General features: G+C 70.8%; 16 protein-coding genes, 1 rRNA gene, 1 pseudogene and 1 riboswitch. Of the genes and pseudogenes, 14 read left to right on the top strand and 4 right to left on the bottom strand.

Annotated elements, in window-relative coordinates; translation table 11 throughout:
• From rrf to ACIP9H_RS35935, 11 genes and pseudogenes are all read left to right on the top strand, one after another.
• Positions 1-82: ribosomal RNA gene (gene rrf, locus ACIP9H_RS35985) — 5S ribosomal RNA — on the top strand; the annotation flags it as partial.
• Between the two features lie 118 nt (positions 83-200).
• Entirely contained in the window at positions 201-809 is a 609-nt protein-coding gene (locus ACIP9H_RS35980; protein ID WP_401594617.1) for a CDP-alcohol phosphatidyltransferase family protein, read from the top strand.
• 134 nt (positions 810-943) lie between these two features.
• Positions 944-3,439: a sugar phosphate nucleotidyltransferase gene (locus ACIP9H_RS35975; protein WP_401594619.1), complete on the top strand. Its 2,496-nt coding sequence runs from the start codon at positions 944-946 to the stop codon at positions 3,437-3,439.
• Between the two features lie 94 nt (positions 3,440-3,533).
• The gene (locus tag ACIP9H_RS35970) at positions 3,534-4,472 is read left to right on the top strand and encodes a DUF881 domain-containing protein (protein ID WP_401594622.1); all 939 of its coding nucleotides are present in this window, start codon (positions 3,534-3,536) and stop codon (positions 4,470-4,472) included.
• Positions 4,469-4,801 carry a small basic family protein gene (locus ACIP9H_RS35965; protein ID WP_003984969.1) on the top strand — a complete coding sequence of 111 codons (333 nt, stop codon included), beginning with the start codon at positions 4,469-4,471 and terminating at the stop codon, positions 4,799-4,801. Before ACIP9H_RS35970 ends, ACIP9H_RS35965 begins: the two co-directional genes overlap by 4 nt.
• On the top strand, positions 4,785-5,846 hold the full coding sequence (locus ACIP9H_RS35960) for a DUF881 domain-containing protein (protein WP_401594627.1): 1,062 nt from the start codon (positions 4,785-4,787) through the stop codon (positions 5,844-5,846). The genes ACIP9H_RS35965 and ACIP9H_RS35960 overlap by 17 nt, the downstream gene beginning before the upstream one ends.
• A 112-nt stretch (positions 5,847-5,958) precedes the next feature.
• Positions 5,959-6,780 (top strand): FHA domain-containing protein, encoded by an 822-nt coding sequence (locus tag ACIP9H_RS35955; RefSeq protein ID WP_401594927.1) that lies wholly within the window; start codon positions 5,959-5,961, stop codon positions 6,778-6,780.
• An 18-nt stretch (positions 6,781-6,798) separates the two neighbouring features.
• Complete coding sequence (locus ACIP9H_RS35950) at positions 6,799-7,539, top strand: MerR family transcriptional regulator (RefSeq protein WP_401594630.1); 741 nt, start codon at positions 6,799-6,801, stop codon at positions 7,537-7,539.
• A gap of 103 nt (positions 7,540-7,642) precedes the next feature.
• Positions 7,643-8,116 (top strand): bifunctional nuclease family protein, encoded by a 474-nt coding sequence (locus tag ACIP9H_RS35945; protein WP_360912680.1) that lies wholly within the window; start codon positions 7,643-7,645, stop codon positions 8,114-8,116.
• Between the two features lie 144 nt (positions 8,117-8,260).
• The gene (locus ACIP9H_RS35940; protein ID WP_401594633.1) at positions 8,261-8,932 is read left to right on the top strand and encodes a MerR family transcriptional regulator; all 672 of its coding nucleotides are present in this window, start codon (positions 8,261-8,263) and stop codon (positions 8,930-8,932) included.
• Between the two features lie 102 nt (positions 8,933-9,034).
• Positions 9,035-10,496: pseudogene (locus ACIP9H_RS35935) on the top strand (DNA polymerase IV).
• On the opposite strand, the gene ACIP9H_RS35930 reads toward ACIP9H_RS35935, so the two are convergent.
• Positions 10,406-10,789 (bottom strand): PRC-barrel domain-containing protein, encoded by a 384-nt coding sequence (locus ACIP9H_RS35930; protein ID WP_401594635.1) that lies wholly within the window; start codon positions 10,787-10,789, stop codon positions 10,406-10,408. The pseudogene ACIP9H_RS35935 and the gene ACIP9H_RS35930 sit on opposite strands and share 91 nt — an antisense overlap.
• Positions 10,790-10,890: 101 nt before the next feature.
• A riboswitch (glycine riboswitch) is annotated at positions 10,891-10,995 on the top strand.
• Between the two features lie 153 nt (positions 10,996-11,148).
• Between ACIP9H_RS35930 and gcvP the strand changes: the two genes are divergently transcribed.
• The gene (gene gcvP, locus ACIP9H_RS35925; RefSeq protein ID WP_401594638.1) at positions 11,149-14,043 is read left to right on the top strand and encodes an aminomethyl-transferring glycine dehydrogenase; all 2,895 of its coding nucleotides are present in this window, start codon (positions 11,149-11,151) and stop codon (positions 14,041-14,043) included.
• 149 nt (positions 14,044-14,192) lie between these two features.
• Here gcvP and ACIP9H_RS35920 read toward each other — a convergent pair whose 3' ends face one another.
• Together ACIP9H_RS35920 and ACIP9H_RS35915 are read right to left on the bottom strand one after the other, a co-directional pair.
• Complete coding sequence (locus ACIP9H_RS35920) at positions 14,193-14,399, bottom strand: DUF5999 family protein (protein ID WP_401963241.1); 207 nt, start codon at positions 14,397-14,399, stop codon at positions 14,193-14,195.
• 249 nt (positions 14,400-14,648) lie between these two features.
• Positions 14,649-15,278, bottom strand: a complete 630-nt coding sequence (locus tag ACIP9H_RS35915; protein WP_401594641.1) for a hypothetical protein — start codon at positions 15,276-15,278, stop codon at positions 14,649-14,651.
• A 544-nt stretch (positions 15,279-15,822) separates the two neighbouring features.
• Between ACIP9H_RS35915 and ACIP9H_RS35910 the strand changes: the two genes are divergently transcribed.
• Both ACIP9H_RS35910 and ACIP9H_RS35905 read left to right on the top strand, forming a co-directional pair.
• Positions 15,823-17,319, top strand: coding sequence for a glutamate--cysteine ligase (locus ACIP9H_RS35910; protein WP_401594643.1), 1,497 nt, complete (start codon positions 15,823-15,825; stop codon positions 17,317-17,319).
• Positions 17,320-17,358: 39 nt separating this feature from the next.
• Positions 17,359-18,186, top strand: a complete 828-nt coding sequence (locus ACIP9H_RS35905) for a CPBP family intramembrane glutamic endopeptidase (protein WP_401963238.1) — start codon at positions 17,359-17,361, stop codon at positions 18,184-18,186.
• 12 nt (positions 18,187-18,198) lie between these two features.
• Here ACIP9H_RS35905 and ACIP9H_RS35900 read toward each other — a convergent pair whose 3' ends face one another.
• Entirely contained in the window at positions 18,199-19,026 is an 828-nt protein-coding gene (locus ACIP9H_RS35900; protein WP_401963237.1) for a PhzF family phenazine biosynthesis protein, read from the bottom strand.
• Positions 19,027-19,094: the final 68 nt, after the last annotated feature.

Below are 19,094 nucleotides of genomic sequence, written 5' to 3'. Positions count from 1 at the left end.
CATTTCGAACCCGGAAGCTAAGCCTTTCAGCGCCGATGGTACTGCAGGGGGGACCCTGTGGGAGAGTAGGACGCCGCCGAACAATTCTTCAGCCTGTCCCCGGAGATCGATCACGATCCCCGGGGACAGGCTTTTTTGTGCCCTGGGGTAGGGTCGGGTGGAATCATTCGGAGCATACGCACAAACAGGAGGGGCCCCCGGTGGAGGTCCAGGAGACACGGGTGCAGACGGATCGCGTCTTCACGATCCCCAACATCCTGAGCATGGCACGGCTGGCCGGCGTGCCGGTCTTCCTGTGGCTGATCCTGTGGCCGGAGTTCGGCGGCCCGAAGGCCGACGGCTGGGCGCTCCTCATCCTCGCCCTCAGCGGCATCAGCGACTACCTCGACGGCAAGCTCGCGCGCCGCTGGAACCAGATCAGCAACCTCGGCAGGGTGCTGGACCCGGCCGCGGACCGGCTGTACATCGTGTCGACGCTCGTCGGCCTGACGTGGCGCGGGATCCTCCCCTGGTGGCTGACGGCCATCCTGGTGGCCCGGGACGTCGTCCTGGGGGTGATGATCCTGGTCATGAGGCGCCGCGGCTGGGGCCCGCCGCAGGTCAACTTCATGGGCAAGGCCGCGACCTTCAACCTCATGTACGCGTTCCCGCTGTTGCTGCTCAGTGACGGTGACGGGTGGCTGAACACGCTCGCTGCTATTTTCGGATGGGCGTTCGCCGGATGGGGTACAACCCTCTACTGGTGGGCAGGAATCTTGTACGTGGTCCAGGTCCGCCGACTCGTGAGAGCGGACGCCACGGCCGATTGAGCCCGCGATCCCCGGCAGGACTGGCCTCCCGCCGGGTACCCGACGTGTGACCAGGTGGTCCGCCGGACCGCACAGGTCCGAAGCGCGGGTGAGGTCGGCAAGCCAGTCGTCTCTTCAAGGAGGACGCTTCCGACATGAAGGCCGTCGTGATGGCCGGCGGCGAGGGCACACGCCTTCGCCCGATGACCTCGAGCATGCCCAAGCCGCTGCTGCCGGTCGTGAATCAGCCGATCATGCAGCATGTGCTCAAGCTGCTCAAGCGGCATGGTCTGACCGAGACCGTGGTGACCGTGCAGTTCCTCGCCTCACTCGTCAAGAACTACTTCGGCGACGGCGAGGAGCTCGGCATGGAGCTCACGTACGCGAACGAGGAAAAGCCACTCGGCACCGCCGGCAGCGTCAAGAACGCCGAGGACGCGCTCAAGGACGATTCGTTCCTGGTGATCTCAGGTGACGCACTGACCGACTTCGACCTGACCGAACTCATCAATTTCCACAAGGAAAAGGGTGCGCTGGTCACGGTCTGCCTGACGCGGGTGCCCAATCCCCTGGAATTCGGCATCACCATCGTCGACGAGGAGGGGAAGGTCGAGCGCTTCCTGGAGAAGCCGACCTGGGGCCAGGTCTTCTCGGACACGGTGAACACCGGTATCTACGTGATGGAGCCCGAGGTCTTCGACTACGTCGAGGCCGATGTCTCCGTCGACTGGTCCGGCGACGTCTTCCCGCAGTTGATGAAGGAGGGCAAGCCGGTCTACGGCTACATCGCCGAGGGCTACTGGGAGGACGTCGGCACGCACGAGAGCTACATCAAGGCGCAGGCCGACGTCCTCGAGGGCAAGGTCGACGTCGAGCTCGAGGGCTTCGAGATCTCGCCCGGGGTGTGGGTCGCCGAGGGCGCAGAGGTCCACCCGGACGCGGTGCTGCGCGGGCCGCTGTTCATCGGCGACTACGCGAAGGTCGAGGCCGGGGCCGAGATCCGCGAGCACTCCGTGGTCGGCTCCAACGTGGTCGTCAAGTCGGGGTCGTTCCTGCACAAGGCCGTGGTGCACGACAACGTGTACATCGGGCCCCAGACGAATCTGCGCGGCTGCGTCATCGGGAAGAACACCGATGTGATGCGGGCGGCGCGGATCGACGACGGCGCGGTCATCGGCGACGAGTGCCTGATCGGCGAGGAGTCGATCATCGCGGGCAATGTCCGCGTCTACCCCTTCAAGACGATCGAGGCCGGCGCCTTTGTCAACACCTCGGTCATCTGGGAGTCCCGGGGGCAGGCCAATCTCTTCGGCGCGCGCGGTGTCTCCGGCATCCTGAACGTGGAGATCACCCCGGAGCTGGCCGTGCGGCTGGCGGGCGCGTACGCGACGACGCTCAAGAAGGGCTCGACCGTCACGACGGCCCGTGACCACTCCCGTGGTGCCCGTGCCCTGAAGCGGGCGGTGATCTCGGCCCTCCAGGCCAGCGCCATCGACGTGCGGGACCTGGAGAACGTGCCGATGCCCGTGGCGCGGCAGCAGACCGCGCGCGGCAGCGCCGGCGGCATCATGATCCGTACCAGCCCGGGGATCCCCGACTCGGTCGACATCATGTTCTTCGACGAGCGGGGCGCGGACCTGTCGGCCGCGGGGCAGCGGAAACTGGACCGGGTCTTCGCGCGCCAGGAGTACCGCCGCGCGTTCCCCGGCGAGATCGGCGACCTCAACTTCCCGTCGAGCGTCTTCGACTCCTACACCGGTGCGCTGCTGCGGGCCGTGGACACCTCCGGCATCGCCGAGGCGAGCCTGAAGGTGGTCGTGGACGCCGCGAACGGCAGCGCGGGCCTGGTTCTGCCGAGCCTGCTCGGCCGGCTCGGCGTGGACTCCCTCACCATCAATCCCGGCCTGAACGAGGCGCGCCCGACCGAGACCTCCGACGGCCGCAGGGCGGGCCTGGTGCGGCTCGGGGAGATCGTGGCGTCCTCGCGGGCCGCGTTCGGTGTGCGGTTCGACCCGGTCGGCGAGCGGCTGTCGCTGGTGGACGAGCGCGGCAAGATCATCGAGGACGACCGCGCGCTGCTGGTCATGCTCGACCTGGTCGCCGCGGAGCGCCGCAGCGGCCGTGTGGCGCTGCCGGTGACGACGACGCGCATCGCCGAGCAGGTCGCGGCCTACCACGGTACGCAGGTGGAGTGGACGACGACGTCGCCCGACGACCTCACCCGGGTCTGCCGCCAGGAGTCGACGATCTTCGGCGGCGACGGCAAGGGCGGCTTCATCGTGCCCGAGTTCAGCAGTGTCTTCGACGCCTCTGCCGCGTTCGTGCGGCTGATCGGCCTGGTGGCCAGGACGCAGCTCACCCTGAGCCAGATCGACGCCCGTATCCCGCGCGCCCACGTCCTCAAGCGGGACCTGGCGACGCCGTGGGCGGTCAAGGGCCTGGTCATGCGCCGGGTTGTCGAGGAAGCGGGGGACCGCTCCGTCGACACCACGGACGGGGTGCGCGTGGTCGAGTCCGACGGACGCTGGGTGATGGTGCTGCCCGACCCGTCCGAGGCGGTCACGCACGTATGGGCGGAGGGGCCGGACGACGCGTCCGCGCAGGCCCTGCTCGACGAGTGGTCCGCGATCGTGGACAGCGCGGGCCGCTGATCACACTCCGCATACGGCTCACGGGCTCTTCCCGGCGCGCGCAACGGCGCGCCGGGAGGGGCCCGTTCGAGGTCGGGGGCGGCGACGTGCGACGATGTGCGGCATGCCGCAGCAGCACCCCGATCGGAGCAGCCCCAGTGACAGGGCGGTGAACCGGCGCCCCGATGCCTCCATGTCGCTGCTCACCAACGTCATGGAGCACAGCCTCGACGACGGATATGCCGAGGCCGCGGCACGCAGGGGTGCGACCGGCAGCTCCCGGCTGCCGGGGTCGCTGCGGGGCAAACTGCTACTCGCGTTCGGGCTGGTGCTCGCCGCCGTCGTGGTCACGGTGGGGGCGGCGCAGACGCAGGTCGCCGCCCCGACGCTGGCCAAGGAGCGGCAGAAGCTCATTGACCGCATCCAGTCGGAGACGGCCGCGGCCGACGAACTGCAGGGCAGCGTGGACACGCTGCGCGACGACGTGGCGGCCAGGCAGCGCCAGGCGCTGAAGGAGAAGGGCGGCGGCGCCGAGCAGGTGGCGCTGCTGGCGGGCGCGACGGCGGTGACCGGTCCCGGTATCCAGGTCAAGGTCGACGACGCCAAGGAGGCGTCCTCGGGCGGTGGTGGCAATCCGCGGACCACCAGTGGCTTCTCGGACACCGGCCGGGTCCGCGACCGCGACATGCAGCGCGTCGTCAACGGACTGTGGGCGTCGGGAGCCGAGGCGATCTCGGTCAACGGGCAGCGCCTCACCGCCCTCTCGGCCATCCGCGCCGCCGGAGACGCCATACTGGTGGACAACAGGCCCCTGGTGCCGCCCTACACGATTTCGGCGATCGGGAACCCGCAGCACCTCAGTACGTCGTTCCAGGACAGTGCGGACGGACAGTATCTGCACGTCCTGCACGAGAACTACGGGATCCGCGTGAGCATCTCCCAGGAGGAGAAGCTGAGTCTGCCGGCGGCGCCGAGTCTGATCATCCGCTATGCGACGCCGGTCCCCTCGGCCGGTTCGCCGGCCGCAAACGGAACTGGGAAGGGCACGAATTGATCGCCGTACTGGGCCTGATCGTTGGAGTGGTGGTGGGCCTGGTGGTCCGCCCCGTGGTGCCGACGGTGGTCGAGCCCTACCTGCCCATCGCCGTGGTGGCCGCACTCGACGCCGTCTTCGGCGGTCTGCGCGCCATGCTCGACGGGATCTTCGACGACAAGGTCTTCGTGGTCTCCTTCCTCTCCAACGTCGTGGTGGCGGCCCTGATCGTGTTCCTCGGTGACAAGCTGGGGGTCGGGGCCCAGCTCTCCACGGGTGTGGTGGTCGTCCTCGGCATCCGCATCTTCTCCAACGCGGCGGCCATCCGCCGCCATGTCTTCCGGGCGTGACAGCACGATGACGGACGAGCACGGCCGGCACGAAGAGAACGGCCGGGAACCGCAGGAGCCGGCGCAAGGACCCGGCACCGGGTCCGGCGCGCCCGAAGGCGGGCCCGACGCCGGCCCCGAGCGGCGGCCGGCCCGGCCGCAGTTGCCGCAGTTCCCCGAGTCCCCGGAGCTGCCGCCGGCGGCCGTGCCCGGTGCCGGCCCGCGGGAGCCCGAAGAGGCGCCGCCCGCCCAGGAGTCGGCGCCGCTGCCCGATGCCGGGCCCGGTTCCGGCCCCGGGCCGCAGGAGCCCCACGAGCAGGCGCCCGCGCCGTCCACCGGAGTGTCGACGGGCCGCCAGCGGCTCAAGGCCGGCCTCTGGCCGCCGCGGGCCAGTCGCGCGCAGCTCATCGTCGCGCTGCTGCTGTTCGTGCTCGGACTGGGCCTGGCGATCCAGGTCAGTTCGACCAGCGACACCAGCGCGCTGCGCGGCGCCCGTCAGGAGGACCTGGTGCGGATCCTCGACGAGCTGGACAACCGCACACAGCGCCTGGAGGACGAGAAGCAGCGTCTGGAGGACCAGCGCCGGGAGTTGGAGAACAGCTCCGACCAGGCCGAGGAGGCCCGGAAGCAGACCGAGCAGAAGGCCGCCCAACTCGGCGTGCTGGCAGGCACGGTCGCGGCGCAGGGCCCCGGTATCACGCTGACGGTCACCGACACCAGCGGCGGTGTCGAGTCCGACATGCTGCTGGACACTTTGCAGGAACTCCGCGCCGCCGGGGCCGAGGCGATCCAGATCAACGACATCCGGGTGGTCGCCGACACGTACTTCACCCAGGGTGCCGACGGCGCCGTGGAGATCGACGGCCACAAGGTGTCCCAGCCGTACCGCTTCAAGGTCATCGGTAATCCACAAGATCTTGAACCCGCCCTGAACATCCCGGGCGGCGTGGTACAGACTCTGGAGAAGGAGCAGGCCACGGTCGATGTGACGCGTTCGCAGAAGATCGTCGTGGATGCCTTGCGGCCGCCGGAGCAGCCTGACTACGCTCAGTCGTCATCCCGGTGAGCCGGGCACGAGTGGGGGTGCACGGGGGAGGGCAGGAGAATGCGGGGGGTCGCCGCACCGTTGGGGTGGTGCGTGAGGGAAACTGTGTGTTGGTCGTGACTGAGGGTTCGTCCTGCCCCACGGGCGGGTCTGTGTCGTTCAAGGGGAATCGCCCGTGAAGTTGTTCGGTAAGTGGTTCGGCAAGAGTGCGCGTCCGGACGGTGACAGCCCTACGGCACGTCACCGGGCGCCGCGGCACACGCAAGATGAGTCCATGGGCGAGGATCGCCCGCTGTTCCGGGATCAGGGCGCTGCTCCGGGTGGCGACATTTCGGGCGGTCATGGTGCGGTTTCTGTTGACCCTGCCGCATCGGGGCGCATAGGTTTCGGTCAACCATCAGGCTCCAGCACGGGTGGAGGGTCCTTGCCGGTCTGTACGCGGTGCGGTTTCCAGAACGCGGAAGCGAGTCGTTTCTGCTCCAACTGCGGTGCGCCGCTGCGTGCCGGAGTGCCGTCGGAACGTGCCTCCGAGACCACGTCCACGATCTCGATCTCCGGCCTGGAGGCCTACGAGGCCGAGGTCACCGGGCAGACCGTGCTTCCCGCACTGTCCCCGGAGGCCCAGGCGGCGGTCGACGCGCTGCCCCCGGGTTCGGCGCTGCTGGTCGTGCGTCGCGGTCCCAACTCGGGCAGCCGCTTCCTGCTGGACGCCGAGCTGACCACGGCCGGCCGCCACCCGGAAGGTGACATCTTCCTGGACGACGTCACCGTCTCCCGTCGGCACGTCGAGTTCCGGCGCGGCCAGGACGGCAGCTTTACGGTCTCCGACGTCGGCAGCCTCAACGGCACCTACGTCAACCGGGAGCGCATCGACTCGGTGACCCTGGCCAGTGGTGACGAGGTTCAGATCGGCAAGTACCGGCTGGTCTTCTACGCGAGCCAGTGGGGCGCCTGACCCCGCGAGGGAAGGTTCATGCTTCGTACACCGTCGGGCGGTGCCGGCAACGGCACCGCCACCGCGGAGGACCGACCGCTGAGCATCGGAGCGGTGCTCAACGACCTGCGTGAGGAGTTCCCCGAGGTCACCATCTCCAAGATCCGCTTCCTGGAGGCGGAGGGGCTGGTGGAACCGCACCGCACTCCGTCCGGCTACCGGAAGTTCTCGGTCAGGGACGTCGAGCGGCTCGGTCATGTCCTGCGGATGCAGCGGGACCACTACCTTCCGCTGAAAGTGATCCGCGAGCACCTGGACGCCCTGGACCGGGGCGAGCCGCTGCCGCTGCCCGCCCCCGCGGAGCCCCGGGAGCTGCTGGAGGCCGGCGGCATCGAGCCGGACGGCCCTCCCGGACTGCGGATCGGCCGGGACGAGCTGATGGCCGCCACGGGCGCCGACGACGCCGAACTGGCGCAGTGGGAGTCCTACGGGCTGGTGGAGGCCGGCCCGGACGGCGGCTACGACGCCGAAACGGTGAACATCGCCAAGCTCGTGGCGGATCTGGGACGATTCGGTCTGGAGCCGCGTCATCTACGCGCTGTGAAGGCCGCCGCCGAACGCGAGGCGGGTCTGGTGGAGCAGGTGGTGGCCCCGCTGCGGCTGCACCGCAATCCGCAGACCAGGACGCACGCCGAGGCCACCGCCAAGGAGCTGGCGGCGCTGTCGGTGCGCCTGCACGCGGCGCTGGTCCAGTCGGCCCTCAGGATCCGGCTCTTCTGATCCGGCTCTTCTGACGCTGAGTGACCGGGAGGGGGCCCGGCCGGTGACCGGCCGGACCCGTCCCGACTACCCAAACCTGCCGAGCACGTCCTAGGGTTGCTGTGTGAACGAGCTCGACGTCGTGGGTGTCCGGGTCGAAATGCCCTCCAACCAGCCGATTGTGCTCCTGCGGGAAGTGGGAGGCGACCGCTACCTGCCCATCTGGATCGGGCCGGGGGAGGCCACCGCCATCGCTTTCGCGCAGCAGGGCATGACGCCCGCGCGGCCGCTGACCCATGATCTTTTCAAGGACGTGCTCGAGGCCGTCGGCCAGAGGCTGACCGAGGTCCGGATCACCGACCTGCGCGAGGGCGTGTTCTACGCCGAGCTGGTGTTCGCCAGCGGCGTGGAGGTGAGCGCCCGTCCCTCCGATGCCATAGCGCTCGCCCTGCGGACCGGAACCCCCATCTACGGGAGCGACGGTGTGCTGGACGACGCCGGCATCGCCATCCCCGACGAGCAGGAGGACGAGGTCGAGAAGTTCCGCGAGTTCCTCGATCAGATCTCGCCCGAGGACTTCGGGACCAGCAGTCAGTGAGGTCCGGCGCGGACCATTCGACGAGCCTTACCCCCTGAACGGATACGGGAAACCACTCCAGGGGTTGATATCACTCGGCGTGCCGAGCGTGGCGATCGTTGACGCACCCGGAGTGACTGCCTACCGTCGAGATGGAAAGTCCCGATGGCACGTGCGCGTGCCCTCAGGGGTGCGAAGGGACGGGAGGTCGGCGTGAGAAGCACCGGCGACGGTATGGCCGCTGGCGGCCCGTACCCGATGCGCGCGGCCCTGGCCCGCAACGCGGCCGTGGCCTCCGGCGGGGGCGCGGGCGAAGTCTCCGGCCAGGAGCCGGAAGGGGCGGGGGAGAGCGTCGGCTACCGCGGGCCCACGGCCTGCGCGGCGACCGGGATCACCTACCGCCAGCTGGACTACTGGGCCCGTACGGGACTGGTGGAGCCCAGCATCCGTCCGGCCTACGGCTCGGGCACCCAGCGGCTGTACAGCTTCAAGGACGTCGTCGTCCTCAAGATCGTCAAGCGGCTGCTCGACACGGGGGTCTCCCTGCAGAACATCCGCACCGCGGTGCAGCACCTGCGGTCCACCGGCCCCGCGGAGCTGGCCCGGATGACCCTGATGAGCGACGGCGCCACCGTCTACGAGTGCACGTCGCCGGACGAGGTCGTGGACCTGCTCCAGGGCGGCCAGGGCATCTTCGGGATCGCGGTGGGCGTGGTGTGGCGGGACGTGGAGAGCGGGCTGTCGCAGCTGCACGGCGAGCGGGTCGACACCGGCGAGACGCTGGTCGGCCACAACCCCGGTGACGAACTCGCCCGGCGCCGCAACCGCGCGGTCTGACCCGTGTGCCGCCGGGGCGGACCGGCGGACGACTCCCACAGCACCGACAGCCGCCGTACGCCCGTACGGCGGCTGTCGGTGCCGTAGGGCACCATCGGTGACGTGAGAAGCGCGCCGACCATCCTCCATCTGGACATGGACGCGTTCTTCGCTGCCGTCGAGCAGGCCGCGAAGCCGAGTCTGCGGGGGAAGCCGGTCATCGTCGGGGGGCTGGGCCCGCGGGGCGTGGTGGCGACGGCCTCGTACGAGGCCCGGGTGCACGGGGTGCATTCGGCGATGGCGATGGCGCACGCGCGCCGGCTCTGCCCGAACGCGGCGTACCTCGTGCCGCGCTTCGGTGTGTACCGGCAGGTCAGCGATGTCGTCATGGAGATCTTGGCCCGGCTGTCACCGCTGGTGGAGCCGCTGAGCCTGGACGAGGCGTTCGTGGACCTGGAGGCGGGCGGCATCGCGGAGGAGCCGAGGCGCGTGGGGGAGCGGCTGCGAGGCGACATCAGGGCGGCCACGGGGCTCACGGGCTCGGTCGGGCTGGCCGGGTCCAAGCTGCTCGCCAAGATCGCCTCGGAGCAGGCCAAGCCGGACGGCATGGTCGTCATCGAGCCCGGCACCGAGCGCGAGCTGCTGGCGCCCATGCAGGTGCGCACGCTGCCGGGCGTGGGTCCCGCCACGGCCGAGCACCTGCGGAGGGGCGGCATCACCACGGTCGGGGACGTCGTGGAGGCGGGCGAGGCCGAGCTGGTGCGCCTGCTGGGCAGGGCGCACGGCGCGCATGTGCACGGCATGGCCCTGGGGGTGGACGAACGGCCCGTGGTCCCCGACCGCGAGCACAAGTCGATCTCCGTCGAGGACACCTTCGACGTCGATCTCACCGACCGCGTCCGGATGCGGCTGGAGGTGGACCGGCTCGCCGACCGCTGCGTGCGGCGGCTGCGCGAGGCCGGGCGCTCCGGCCGCACCGTGGTGCTGAAGGTGCGCCGGTACGACTTCACGACGCTCACCCGGTCCGAGACGCTCCGCGCGCCGACCGACGACCCCGTCGTCGTGCGGGAGACGGCGGAGCGGCTGCTGGAGGCCGTCGACATCACGGGCGGCGTGCGGCTGCTGGGTGTGGGTGTGGCCGGGCTGGCGGATTTCACGCAGGAGGACCTGTTCGCCCAGGCGGCCGAGCGCGCGGAGGAGGTCCCCGACGACGAGGGCGCCGCCCGGGCGGACGCGGACGAGGAACCGCCCGCCGGTGCCGCTCGGGTGCCGTCCGCCGCGGAACGGCGCTGGATGCCCGGTCAGGACGTCCGGCACGCGGAGTACGGCGCGGGCTGGGTGCAGGGCAGCGGTGTCGGCCGGGTCACCGTGCGCTTCGAGGAGCCCAAGTCGGCCGTGCCGGGGCGGGTGCGCACCTTCGCGGTGACGGACCCGGATCTGGAGCCGTCCGAGGCGCTGCCGCTGGTGTTATCCGGGTGAGCCGGGGGCCGAGGGTCAGCTGTCGCCGGCGAGCTTGCCGAAGTCCCGGTCGGGCGGCGGCTCGTCGCCCGGCCCGGTGACGGCGCCCGGGCCGGACATCCCGTAGTGGTGGTAGAGCTGGAGCTCCTGCTCCGGGGAGAGATGCCGGCCCACCCCGAAGTCCGGGGCGTCCTTGATCAGCGACTTGTCGAACGGGACGCGCAGCCCGTCCTCGCCGAATTCGCTCGGTTCCAGCGGGACGAAGGCGTCGCGGCTGAAGATCCCGGTGCGCACCGCGGCCCATTCGGGTTCGCCGGTGGCGTCGTCGAGGTACACCTCGTCGACCGTTCCGATCTTCATTCCGTTGCGGTCGAAGGCCCTGCGCCCGATCAGGCTCCGCGGATCGATACCGGTCTGCACGGTCCCTCCAACTGGTCGCGAATACTCCTATTTAGGCACGAAAGGTGTCCGCTGTCACATGACCGTTCAACGAACGCCGCTGGTAGGCTGACAGTGGCTGGCGACCCCATGCGGGAGAGTCCTGGCGGTGCGAAGCACCGGCCGCCGGGCGCCGAAGGAGCAAACCCTCCCCGGAATCTCTCAGGCATCCGTACCGCATGGGTGAGGTCACTCTGGAAAGCAGGAAGGGAAGCCCGTCCGTGGCGGGCCCGTTCCTCACCGACGGTGAAAGCCGTCCTGCTCGCGCGGGACGGTGAAACTCTCAGGTTCAGATGACAGAGGGGGAGGCCGAGTCGCGCCAGACCAGGAGGCCTCCGCAGATGACCGCCCACCGCACCCCTCTCACCGAGCTGGAGCGCGGCATCCCGTTCGAGCAGCGCCACATCGGACCCGATGCCGCCGCGCAGGCCAAGATGCTCGCGCACGTCGGCTACGGTTCGCTGGACGAGCTCACCGCCGCAGCCGTGCCGGACACCATCAAGAGCGCCGAGGCCCTGGGCCTGCCGACCGCCCGCACCGAGCCCGAGGTGCTGTCCGAGCTGCGCTCGCTCGCGGACCGCAACCAGGTGCTGCGGCCCATGATCGGCCTGGGGTACCACGGCACCTTCACCCCGCCGGTCATCCTGCGCAACGTCATGGAGAACCCCGCCTGGTACACGGCGTACACGCCCTACCAGCCCGAGATCTCCCAGGGCCGCCTCGAGGCCCTCCTCAACTTCCAGACGGTCGTCGCGGACCTGACCGGTCTGCCCACCTCCGGCGCCTCGCTGCTCGACGAGGGCACCGCGGCCGCCGAGGCGATGGCGCTGGCCCGCCGCGTCGGCAAGGTCAAGCAGGGTGTCTTCCTCATCGACGCCGAGACCTTCCCGCAGACCGTCGCCGTGATCGAGACCCGCGCCGAGCCCACCGGCGTCGAGGTCGTCGTCGCCGACCTCACCGACGGCATCCCCGCCGGGATCGCCGAGCGCGGCGTCTTCGGCGTGCTGCTGCAGTACCCGGGCGCCTCCGGTGCCGTGCGCGACCTGAAGCCCGTCATCGAGCAGGCCCACGGGCTCGGCGCGATCGTCACCGTCGCCGCCGACCTGCTCGCCCTGACGCTGCTCACCTCCCCGGGCGAGCTGGGCGCGGACATCGCGGTCGGCACCACGCAGCGCTTCGGTGTGCCGATGGGCTTCGGCGGTCCGCACGCCGGCTACATGGCCGTCCGCGAGGCGCACGCCCGCAGCCTGCCCGGCCGCCTGGTCGGCGTCTCCGTCGACGCCGACGGCGACAAGGCGTACCGCCTGGCGCTGCAGACCCGCGAGCAGCACATCCGCCGCGAGAAGGCCACCAGCAACATCTGCACCGCACAGGTGCTGCTCGCCGTCATGGCCGGCATGTACGCGGTCTACCACGGCCCCGAGGGCCTGGCGCAGATCGCCCGCCGCACCCACCGCTACGCCGCCGTCCTCGCCGGGGGCCTGCGCGCCGGCGGCGTCGAGGTGACCACGGACGCCTTCTTCGACACCGTCACCGCCCGCGTGCCCGGCCGGGCCGCCGAGGTCGTGGCCGCCGCCCGCGAGGCCGGGGTCAACCTGCGCCAGGTCGGCGCCGACCTGGTCGGCATCGCCTGCGACGAGACCACCGGCCGCGCCGACCTCGCCGCCGTGTGGGGCGCCTTCGGTGTCAGCGGGGACCACGCCGACATCGAGGCCCTGGACGCGGCCACCGAGGACGCGCTGCCCGCCGGCCTGGCCCGCGAGGTGGACTACCTGACGCACCCGGTCTTCCACCAGCACCGCTCGGAAACCGCGATGCTGCGCTACCTGCGCCGCCTCGCCGACCGCGACTACGCGCTGGACCGCGGCATGATCCCGCTCGGTTCCTGCACGATGAAGCTCAACGCGACCACCGAGATGGAGCCTGTCACCTGGCCCGAGTTCGGCCAGCTGCACCCCTTCGCGCCCGCCGAGCAGGCCGAGGGCTACCTCACCCTCATCCGCGAGCTGGAGGACCGTCTCGCCGAGGTCACCGGCTACGACAAGGTGAGCCTCCAGCCCAACGCCGGTTCGCAGGGCGAGCTGGCCGGTCTGCTCGCCGTCCGCGCGTACCACCGTGCCAACGGCGACACCCAGCGCACGGTCTGCCTCATCCCGTCCTCCGCGCACGGCACGAACGCCGCCAGCGCGGTGATGGCCGGCATGAAGGTCGTCGTGGTGAAGACCGCCGGTGACGGCGAGGTCGACGTCGAGGACCTGCGGGCCAAGATCGAGCAGTACCGCGACGAACTCGCCGTGCTCATGGTGACGTACCCGTCCACGCACGGTGTCTTCGAGGAGCACATCGGCGAGATCTGCGGCGCGGTGCACGACGCCGGCGGCCAGGTCTACGTCGACGGCGCCAACCTCAACGCCCTGGTGGGCCTGGCCAAGCCCGGTCACTTCGGCGGCGACGTCTCGCACCTGAACCTGCACAAGACCTTCTGCATCCCGCACGGCGGCGGCGGCCCGGGCGTCGGTCCGGTCGCGGTCCGCGCGCACCTCGCGCCGTACCTGCCGAACCACCCGCTGCAGCCCGAGGCGGGCCCGGAGACGGGCGTGGGCCCGATCTCGGCGGCCCCGTGGGGTTCGGCCGGCATCCTGCCGATCTCGTGGGCGTACGTGCGCCTGATGGGCGGCGAAGGCCTCAAGCGCGCCACCCAGGTCGCGGTGCTCGGCGCCAACTACATCGCCAAGCGCCTGGAGCCGCACTTCCCGGTGCTCTACACCGGTCCCGGCGGGCTGGTCGCCCACGAGTGCATCATCGACCTGCGTGAACTGACCAAGGAGACGGGTGTCACCGTCGACGACGTCGCCAAGCGCCTGATCGACTACGGCTTCCACGCGCCGACGATGTCGTTCCCGGTCGCCGGGACGCTGATGATCGAGCCGACGGAGAGCGAGAACCTCGCGGAGCTGGACCGCTTCTGCGACACGATGATCGCCATCCGCGCGGAGATCGACCGGGTCGGCTCGGGGGCGTGGCCCAAGGACGACAACCCGCTGCGCAACGCGCCGCACACGGCGGCCGCGCTGGGCGGGGAGTGGAAGCACTCCTACACGCGCGAGGAGGCGGTGTTCCCGGCCGGCGTGTCGGCCGCGGACAAGTACTGGCCGCCGGTGCGCCGCATCGACGGCGCCTTCGGCGACCGCAACCTGGTCTGCTCCTGCCCGCCGCTGGACGAGTACGACGCGTAGTGCGACCGGGCCCGGAGACCGGGCCGGGGACTCACAAGGGTCGGCCCCGCTGTTCGCCGGCGGGGTCGGCCCTTTTCTTGCACTTCACGCCGTTCGTGTGCCTGCGGTGCTGCGGTGCTGCGGCGCCGCGGTGCCGCGGTTCATCGGGGTTATGCGGCGGTGACGACGTGCTCGCTGCCGAGCGGGCGGTGCGGGGCGATGATCTGGCCGTCGGGGAGCAGTTCACCGGTGTCCTCGAAGAGCAGGACGCCGTTGCACAGCAGGCTCCACCCCTGCTCGGGGTGGCTGACGACGATGTGCGCGGCCTCCCGGTCGGAGTTGGCGGCGGACGGACAATGCGGCTGGTGCGGGCACATGGACGATGTCTTTCGCTGCGAGTGGTGTGACACACGGCTTGATTGGGTAGGAACCTCAGTCATGGCCGTTCCCCCGTTCGTCGGTCGGTCCCAGTGTTGCTCTACTGACGGTTTTCCGCAGGGATTTCGCGCGAGCTGTGCTCGATAGTTGGTGACGCTTTCACTCTGGCGGGCGGTTGCCGGGACAATGCAACGCCTCCGTGACCGGCCGGTCACGGAGGCGTACGAGCACCGCCCCTGAGGGGAACGTCAAGCGGTCGTGCCGAGCAGCGGCGGGGGCGCCAGCCGCAGGGTGAGCACGGGCACCAGGTCGGAGAGCCGGTGCACGCGGTGCGCCGCGATTCCCGGAGGCGCCGGTGCGAGGGGGATCAGCAGGTCCGAAGCGGCCGGCTGGGCCGTTCCGGCGTCGGCGCCGGTGTCGCCGTGCAGCCACAGGGTCAGCATGTACAGGCCCGGCACCGAGAGCAGGTGCGGCTGGTAGGACGCGGTCAGGGCGTCCGCCTGGAGGAGCGCCCGCTCGGTCGAGGCCAGGTACGGCCCTTCGCAGAAGTGCGAGAACGCCCATCCGTCCGGCGTGTGGACGGTCTCTCCGGCGGCGACCACCCGCCCGCGGCTCTCCTGCGGCGGGACCGCCGCGTCGTTGCGTTCCCCGGCGTGGATGTGGAAGCGCCAGCCGGTCAGCCGCGCCCGCGGCAGCCCGTCGGGTCCGGCGATCACGGGGTCGAGCACGTGCAGCGGCAGCGGGTGCTCGGCGGTGAGCAGCCCGGTCGCGGTGCGCAGTGAGGGCGTGCGGGCCTCGCGGACGGCGGTGGGCGAGCTGAGTGCGGCGAGAACGCTCCGCAGAGCGGGAGCGGGGGCTGGAGCTACCTGCAGCGGCATGGTGGGCGGCCTCTCATGGGGAGACACGGGGTGCTCAGTGGGTGCTAACAGCGCTGTCAGCGATGAAACGGCAGGCCAGGGCAGGCCCAGCACATGGGGCGCCGGTGGGTGGCGGCGTGCGGAATCAGCGGGGGCATGCGGATCCCTTTCCCGTGGCCGGAGCGTCGCGGGCGCGCGGCGGATCGCGGAGGCTCTGCCTGTGAACAGAGGATATACGAGGTGTGTTCTGGCAGTGTTTCACCTAGCCGCCGGCGATATTGAGCGCAAGGCGGAACCAGGACATCCTGGGTGGCCGGAACATCCCTATTCGAACCGGCTCCCCGGCCGGCGAACTGCGCCTTTTCCGCCACCACGGATGGCCGAATCTCGTCGGCGTTTTTCACGAGGGTGCCGCCGATGGCAAATGAATGATGTGCCATGCCACCGGAATGTGCCGGAAGACGGTGCTCCCGCCAGCTTACCGGGTCGTGTGCGTCACAGGGGGCGTTATCGATCTCATCGCTGGGCATGCTGTGATCACGGCCCACGCGAGAAGGGACCTTCGATGGGGGAAAAGGTCGCGGCCACGGGGTTCGACCTCTCCGACCGCCAGCGCTACCGCAGGAAGCTGAAGCAGTGCCTCCTGGGACTGGAGCGGCTGCTGGAGGAGAAACGTTTCGACCGTCCCCGGAATCTCATGGGTCTGGAGATCGAACTCAATCTCACGGACCGCGACGGCCTGCCGCGCATGATGAACGAGGAGGTGCTGGAGCGCATCGCGAGCCGTGATTTCCAGACGGAGCTCGCGCAGTTCAACATCGAAGTGAACATCGCTCCGCACCGGCTTTCCGGACGTGTCCTGGACCGCCTCGCCGAAGAGTTGCGCATGGCACTGGGATATGCCGACAGAAAGGCCCGGGAGGTCGGCGCGCAGATCGTGATGGTGGGAATCCTGCCCACGCTCGGAGCGCAGGACCTGGTGGGTGCGAATCTTTCCCGCGTCGACCGCTACACCCTGCTCAACGACCGCATCCTGGCGGCCCGCGGTGAGGACATCACCCTCGACATCGCCGGCGTGGAACGCCTGACCAGCACGTCGGGCTCCATCGCGCCCGAGGCCGCGTGCACCTCGATGCAGATGCACCTGCAGGTCACCCCGGCACGCTTCGCCGCCGTGTGGAACGCCGCGCAGGTGGTCGCCGGGCCGCAGGTCGCGCTCGGCGCCAACTCACCGTTCCTGTTCGGCCGGGAGCTGTGGCGGGAGACCCGCCCGACGCTCTTCCAGCAGGCGACGGACACCCGCCCCGAGGAGCACCGCGCCCAGGGCGTCCGCCCGTTGACCTGGTTCGGCGAGCGCTGGATCGACTCCGCCTACGACCTGTTCGCCGAGAACGTGCGCTACTTCCCGTCCCTGCTGCCGATCTGCGAGGACGAGGACCCGCTGCACGTCCTGGACGAGGGCGGGGTGCCGCAGTTGAAGGAACTCACCCTGCACAACGGCACGATCTACCGCTGGAACCGCCCGGTCTACGCGGTCGTCGACGGCGTCCCCCACCTGCGGGTGGAGAACCGGGTGATGCCCGCCGGGCCCACGGTCGCCGACGTCGTCGCCAACACCGCCTTCTACTACGGCCTCGTGCGGGCGCTGGCGGAGGCGTCCCGCCCGGTCTGGACGCGCCTGCCGTTCGCGGCCGCGGCGGCCAACTTCGACGAGGCCTGCCGCCACGGCATCGAGGCCGTGCTGCGCTGGCCCCGGTCCTCGCGCGGCAGCGGGACGATCGAAGTGCCCGTCGTGGAACTCGTGCTGGAGGAGCTGCTGCCGATGGCCGCCGCCGGCCTGGACGGCTGGGGCATCGACCCGGTCGACCGGGACCGCTACCTGGGGATCATCGAGGGCCGCTGCCGCAAGCGGACGAACGGCGCCGAGTGGCAGGCCGCGGTCTTCCACCGCGAGCTGGACCGCGGGCTCGACCGGCAGCGCGCGCTGGCCGCGATGACCGTGCGCTACTGCGAGCTGATGCAGGACGGGGCGCCCGTCCACGAGTGGCCCGTGGAGCCCTGAGCCGGGCCCGCGCGCCGTCCGCCGGGCCGATGAGGCAGGATGGCGCGCGTGGAGGCCTCGGAGAACGGCAGGACGATCGACGCGGGCGGCGCGGGAACCGGCGACGCCCGCGCACTGGAGCCGCGCACGCTGCGCAGTGAGACCTTGCTGGTGCTCGCGCTGTCGCTCGGCGCCAGCGCGCTCTCGGCGCTCATCAGCTTCATCGGTTCCGTCACCAAGCCCGGCGGGCTGAAGGACCAGGCCGCGACGCTGGTCGGCACGCACGCCCCGGGGCGTCCCTGGCTGGACCTGGCCTGGCAGCTGTTCGGGATCGCCACCGCGCTGGTCCCCGTCGCGCTCGTCGCGCATCTGCTGGCGCGCGAGGGCACCGGCATGCCGGTGATCGGCTTCGACCTGCGGCGCCCGCGCTCGGACGTACTGCGCGGAGCGGTGGTGGCCGCCGTGATCGGCGGCACGGGGCTGCTGTTCTACCTGGGGGCGCGGGCCTCGGGGGCCAACCTCACCGTGGTGCCCGAGTCCCTGCCGGACGTGTGGTGGAAGATCCCGGTCCTCATCGCCTCTGCGATCCAGAACGCCGTGCTCGAAGAAGTGATCGTCGTCGGCTATCTGCTGCGCCGGCTGGGCCAGTTGGGCTGGACGCCGATGGGGGCGCTGGTGGCGAGCAGTGTGCTGCGCGGCTCCTACCACCTGTACCAGGGCATCGGCGGGCTGCTCGGCAACATGGCGATGGGCGTCGTCTTCGTGCTGCTCTACCGCCGCTGGGGGCGGGTGGGCCCGCTGGTGGCGGCCCACTCGCTCATCGACATCGTGGCGTTCGTCGGGTACGCGGTGCTGGCGGGCAAGGTGGGCTGGCTGCCCACCGCGTGAGCGCGCGCCGGGTCAGGGGAGCGCGTGCAGCGCTCCGTCGACCACCGTCACCGCCCGGCCGGTGAGCAGCACCCGGTCCGCCCGGAGCACCGTCCGCACCAGGCCGCCGCGGGCGGAGGCCTGCAGTCCGGTCAGTTCGCCGCGGCCCAGCCGCGCCGCCCAGAAGGGGGCGAGGGCGGTGTGCGCGCTGCCCGTCACCGGGTCCTCGGGGATGCCGAGGGCGGGGAAGAAGCACCGCGAGACGAAGTCGTACTCCGCCGTCGCGGACTCGGCCCGCGCCGTGACGATCAGGCCCCGCTCCGACGGCAGCGCGGCCACCTTCGCCATGTCGGGGGCGAGTGCCCGTACCGTCTTCTCGTCGGCCACCTCGACCATCAGGTCGCCCACGTCCTCACCGGTTCCGTGGGCCGACAGCACGTCGGCGCCGATCGCCGGGGCGACGCCGGCGGGCACCTCGACGGGTGTCAGCGGAGCGGCCGGGAAGTCCATCGTGATCGTGCCGTCCGCGCCCGTGCTTGTCGTCAGCACCCCGCAGCGGGCACTGAACCGCACGGTGCCGGTGGCGGCGCCACTGGAGTGCAGGGCGTGGGCCGTGGCCAGTGTGGCGTGCCCGCACATGTTCACCTCCGCCGCCGGGGTGAACCAGCGCAGCGCCCAGTCCGCGTCGGCGGCGCCGGGCGTGGGGTGCGCGAAGGCGGTCTCGGAGAGGTTGAGCTCCGCGGCGACGGACTGGAGCCACTCGTCCGGGGGGAAGGCGTCGGCGTCGGGCAGCAGCAGCACGCCCGCGGGATTGCCCCCGAAGGGGAGGTCGGTGAAGGCGTCGACGATTCGAATCCGCATGCACATGAGCCTAGGCCGGGTGTGAAGCCGCAGGCCAGGGCCAATCCGGCGGTCGTGGACCCGGGGAC

The organism is Streptomyces sp. NPDC088732 (assembly GCF_044751205.1).
Lineage (GTDB): Bacteria > Actinomycetota > Actinomycetes > Streptomycetales > Streptomycetaceae > Actinacidiphila.
Note: the sequence above shows the minus strand (reverse complement) of the source record. Positions and strands in the feature narration are given on the sequence as shown.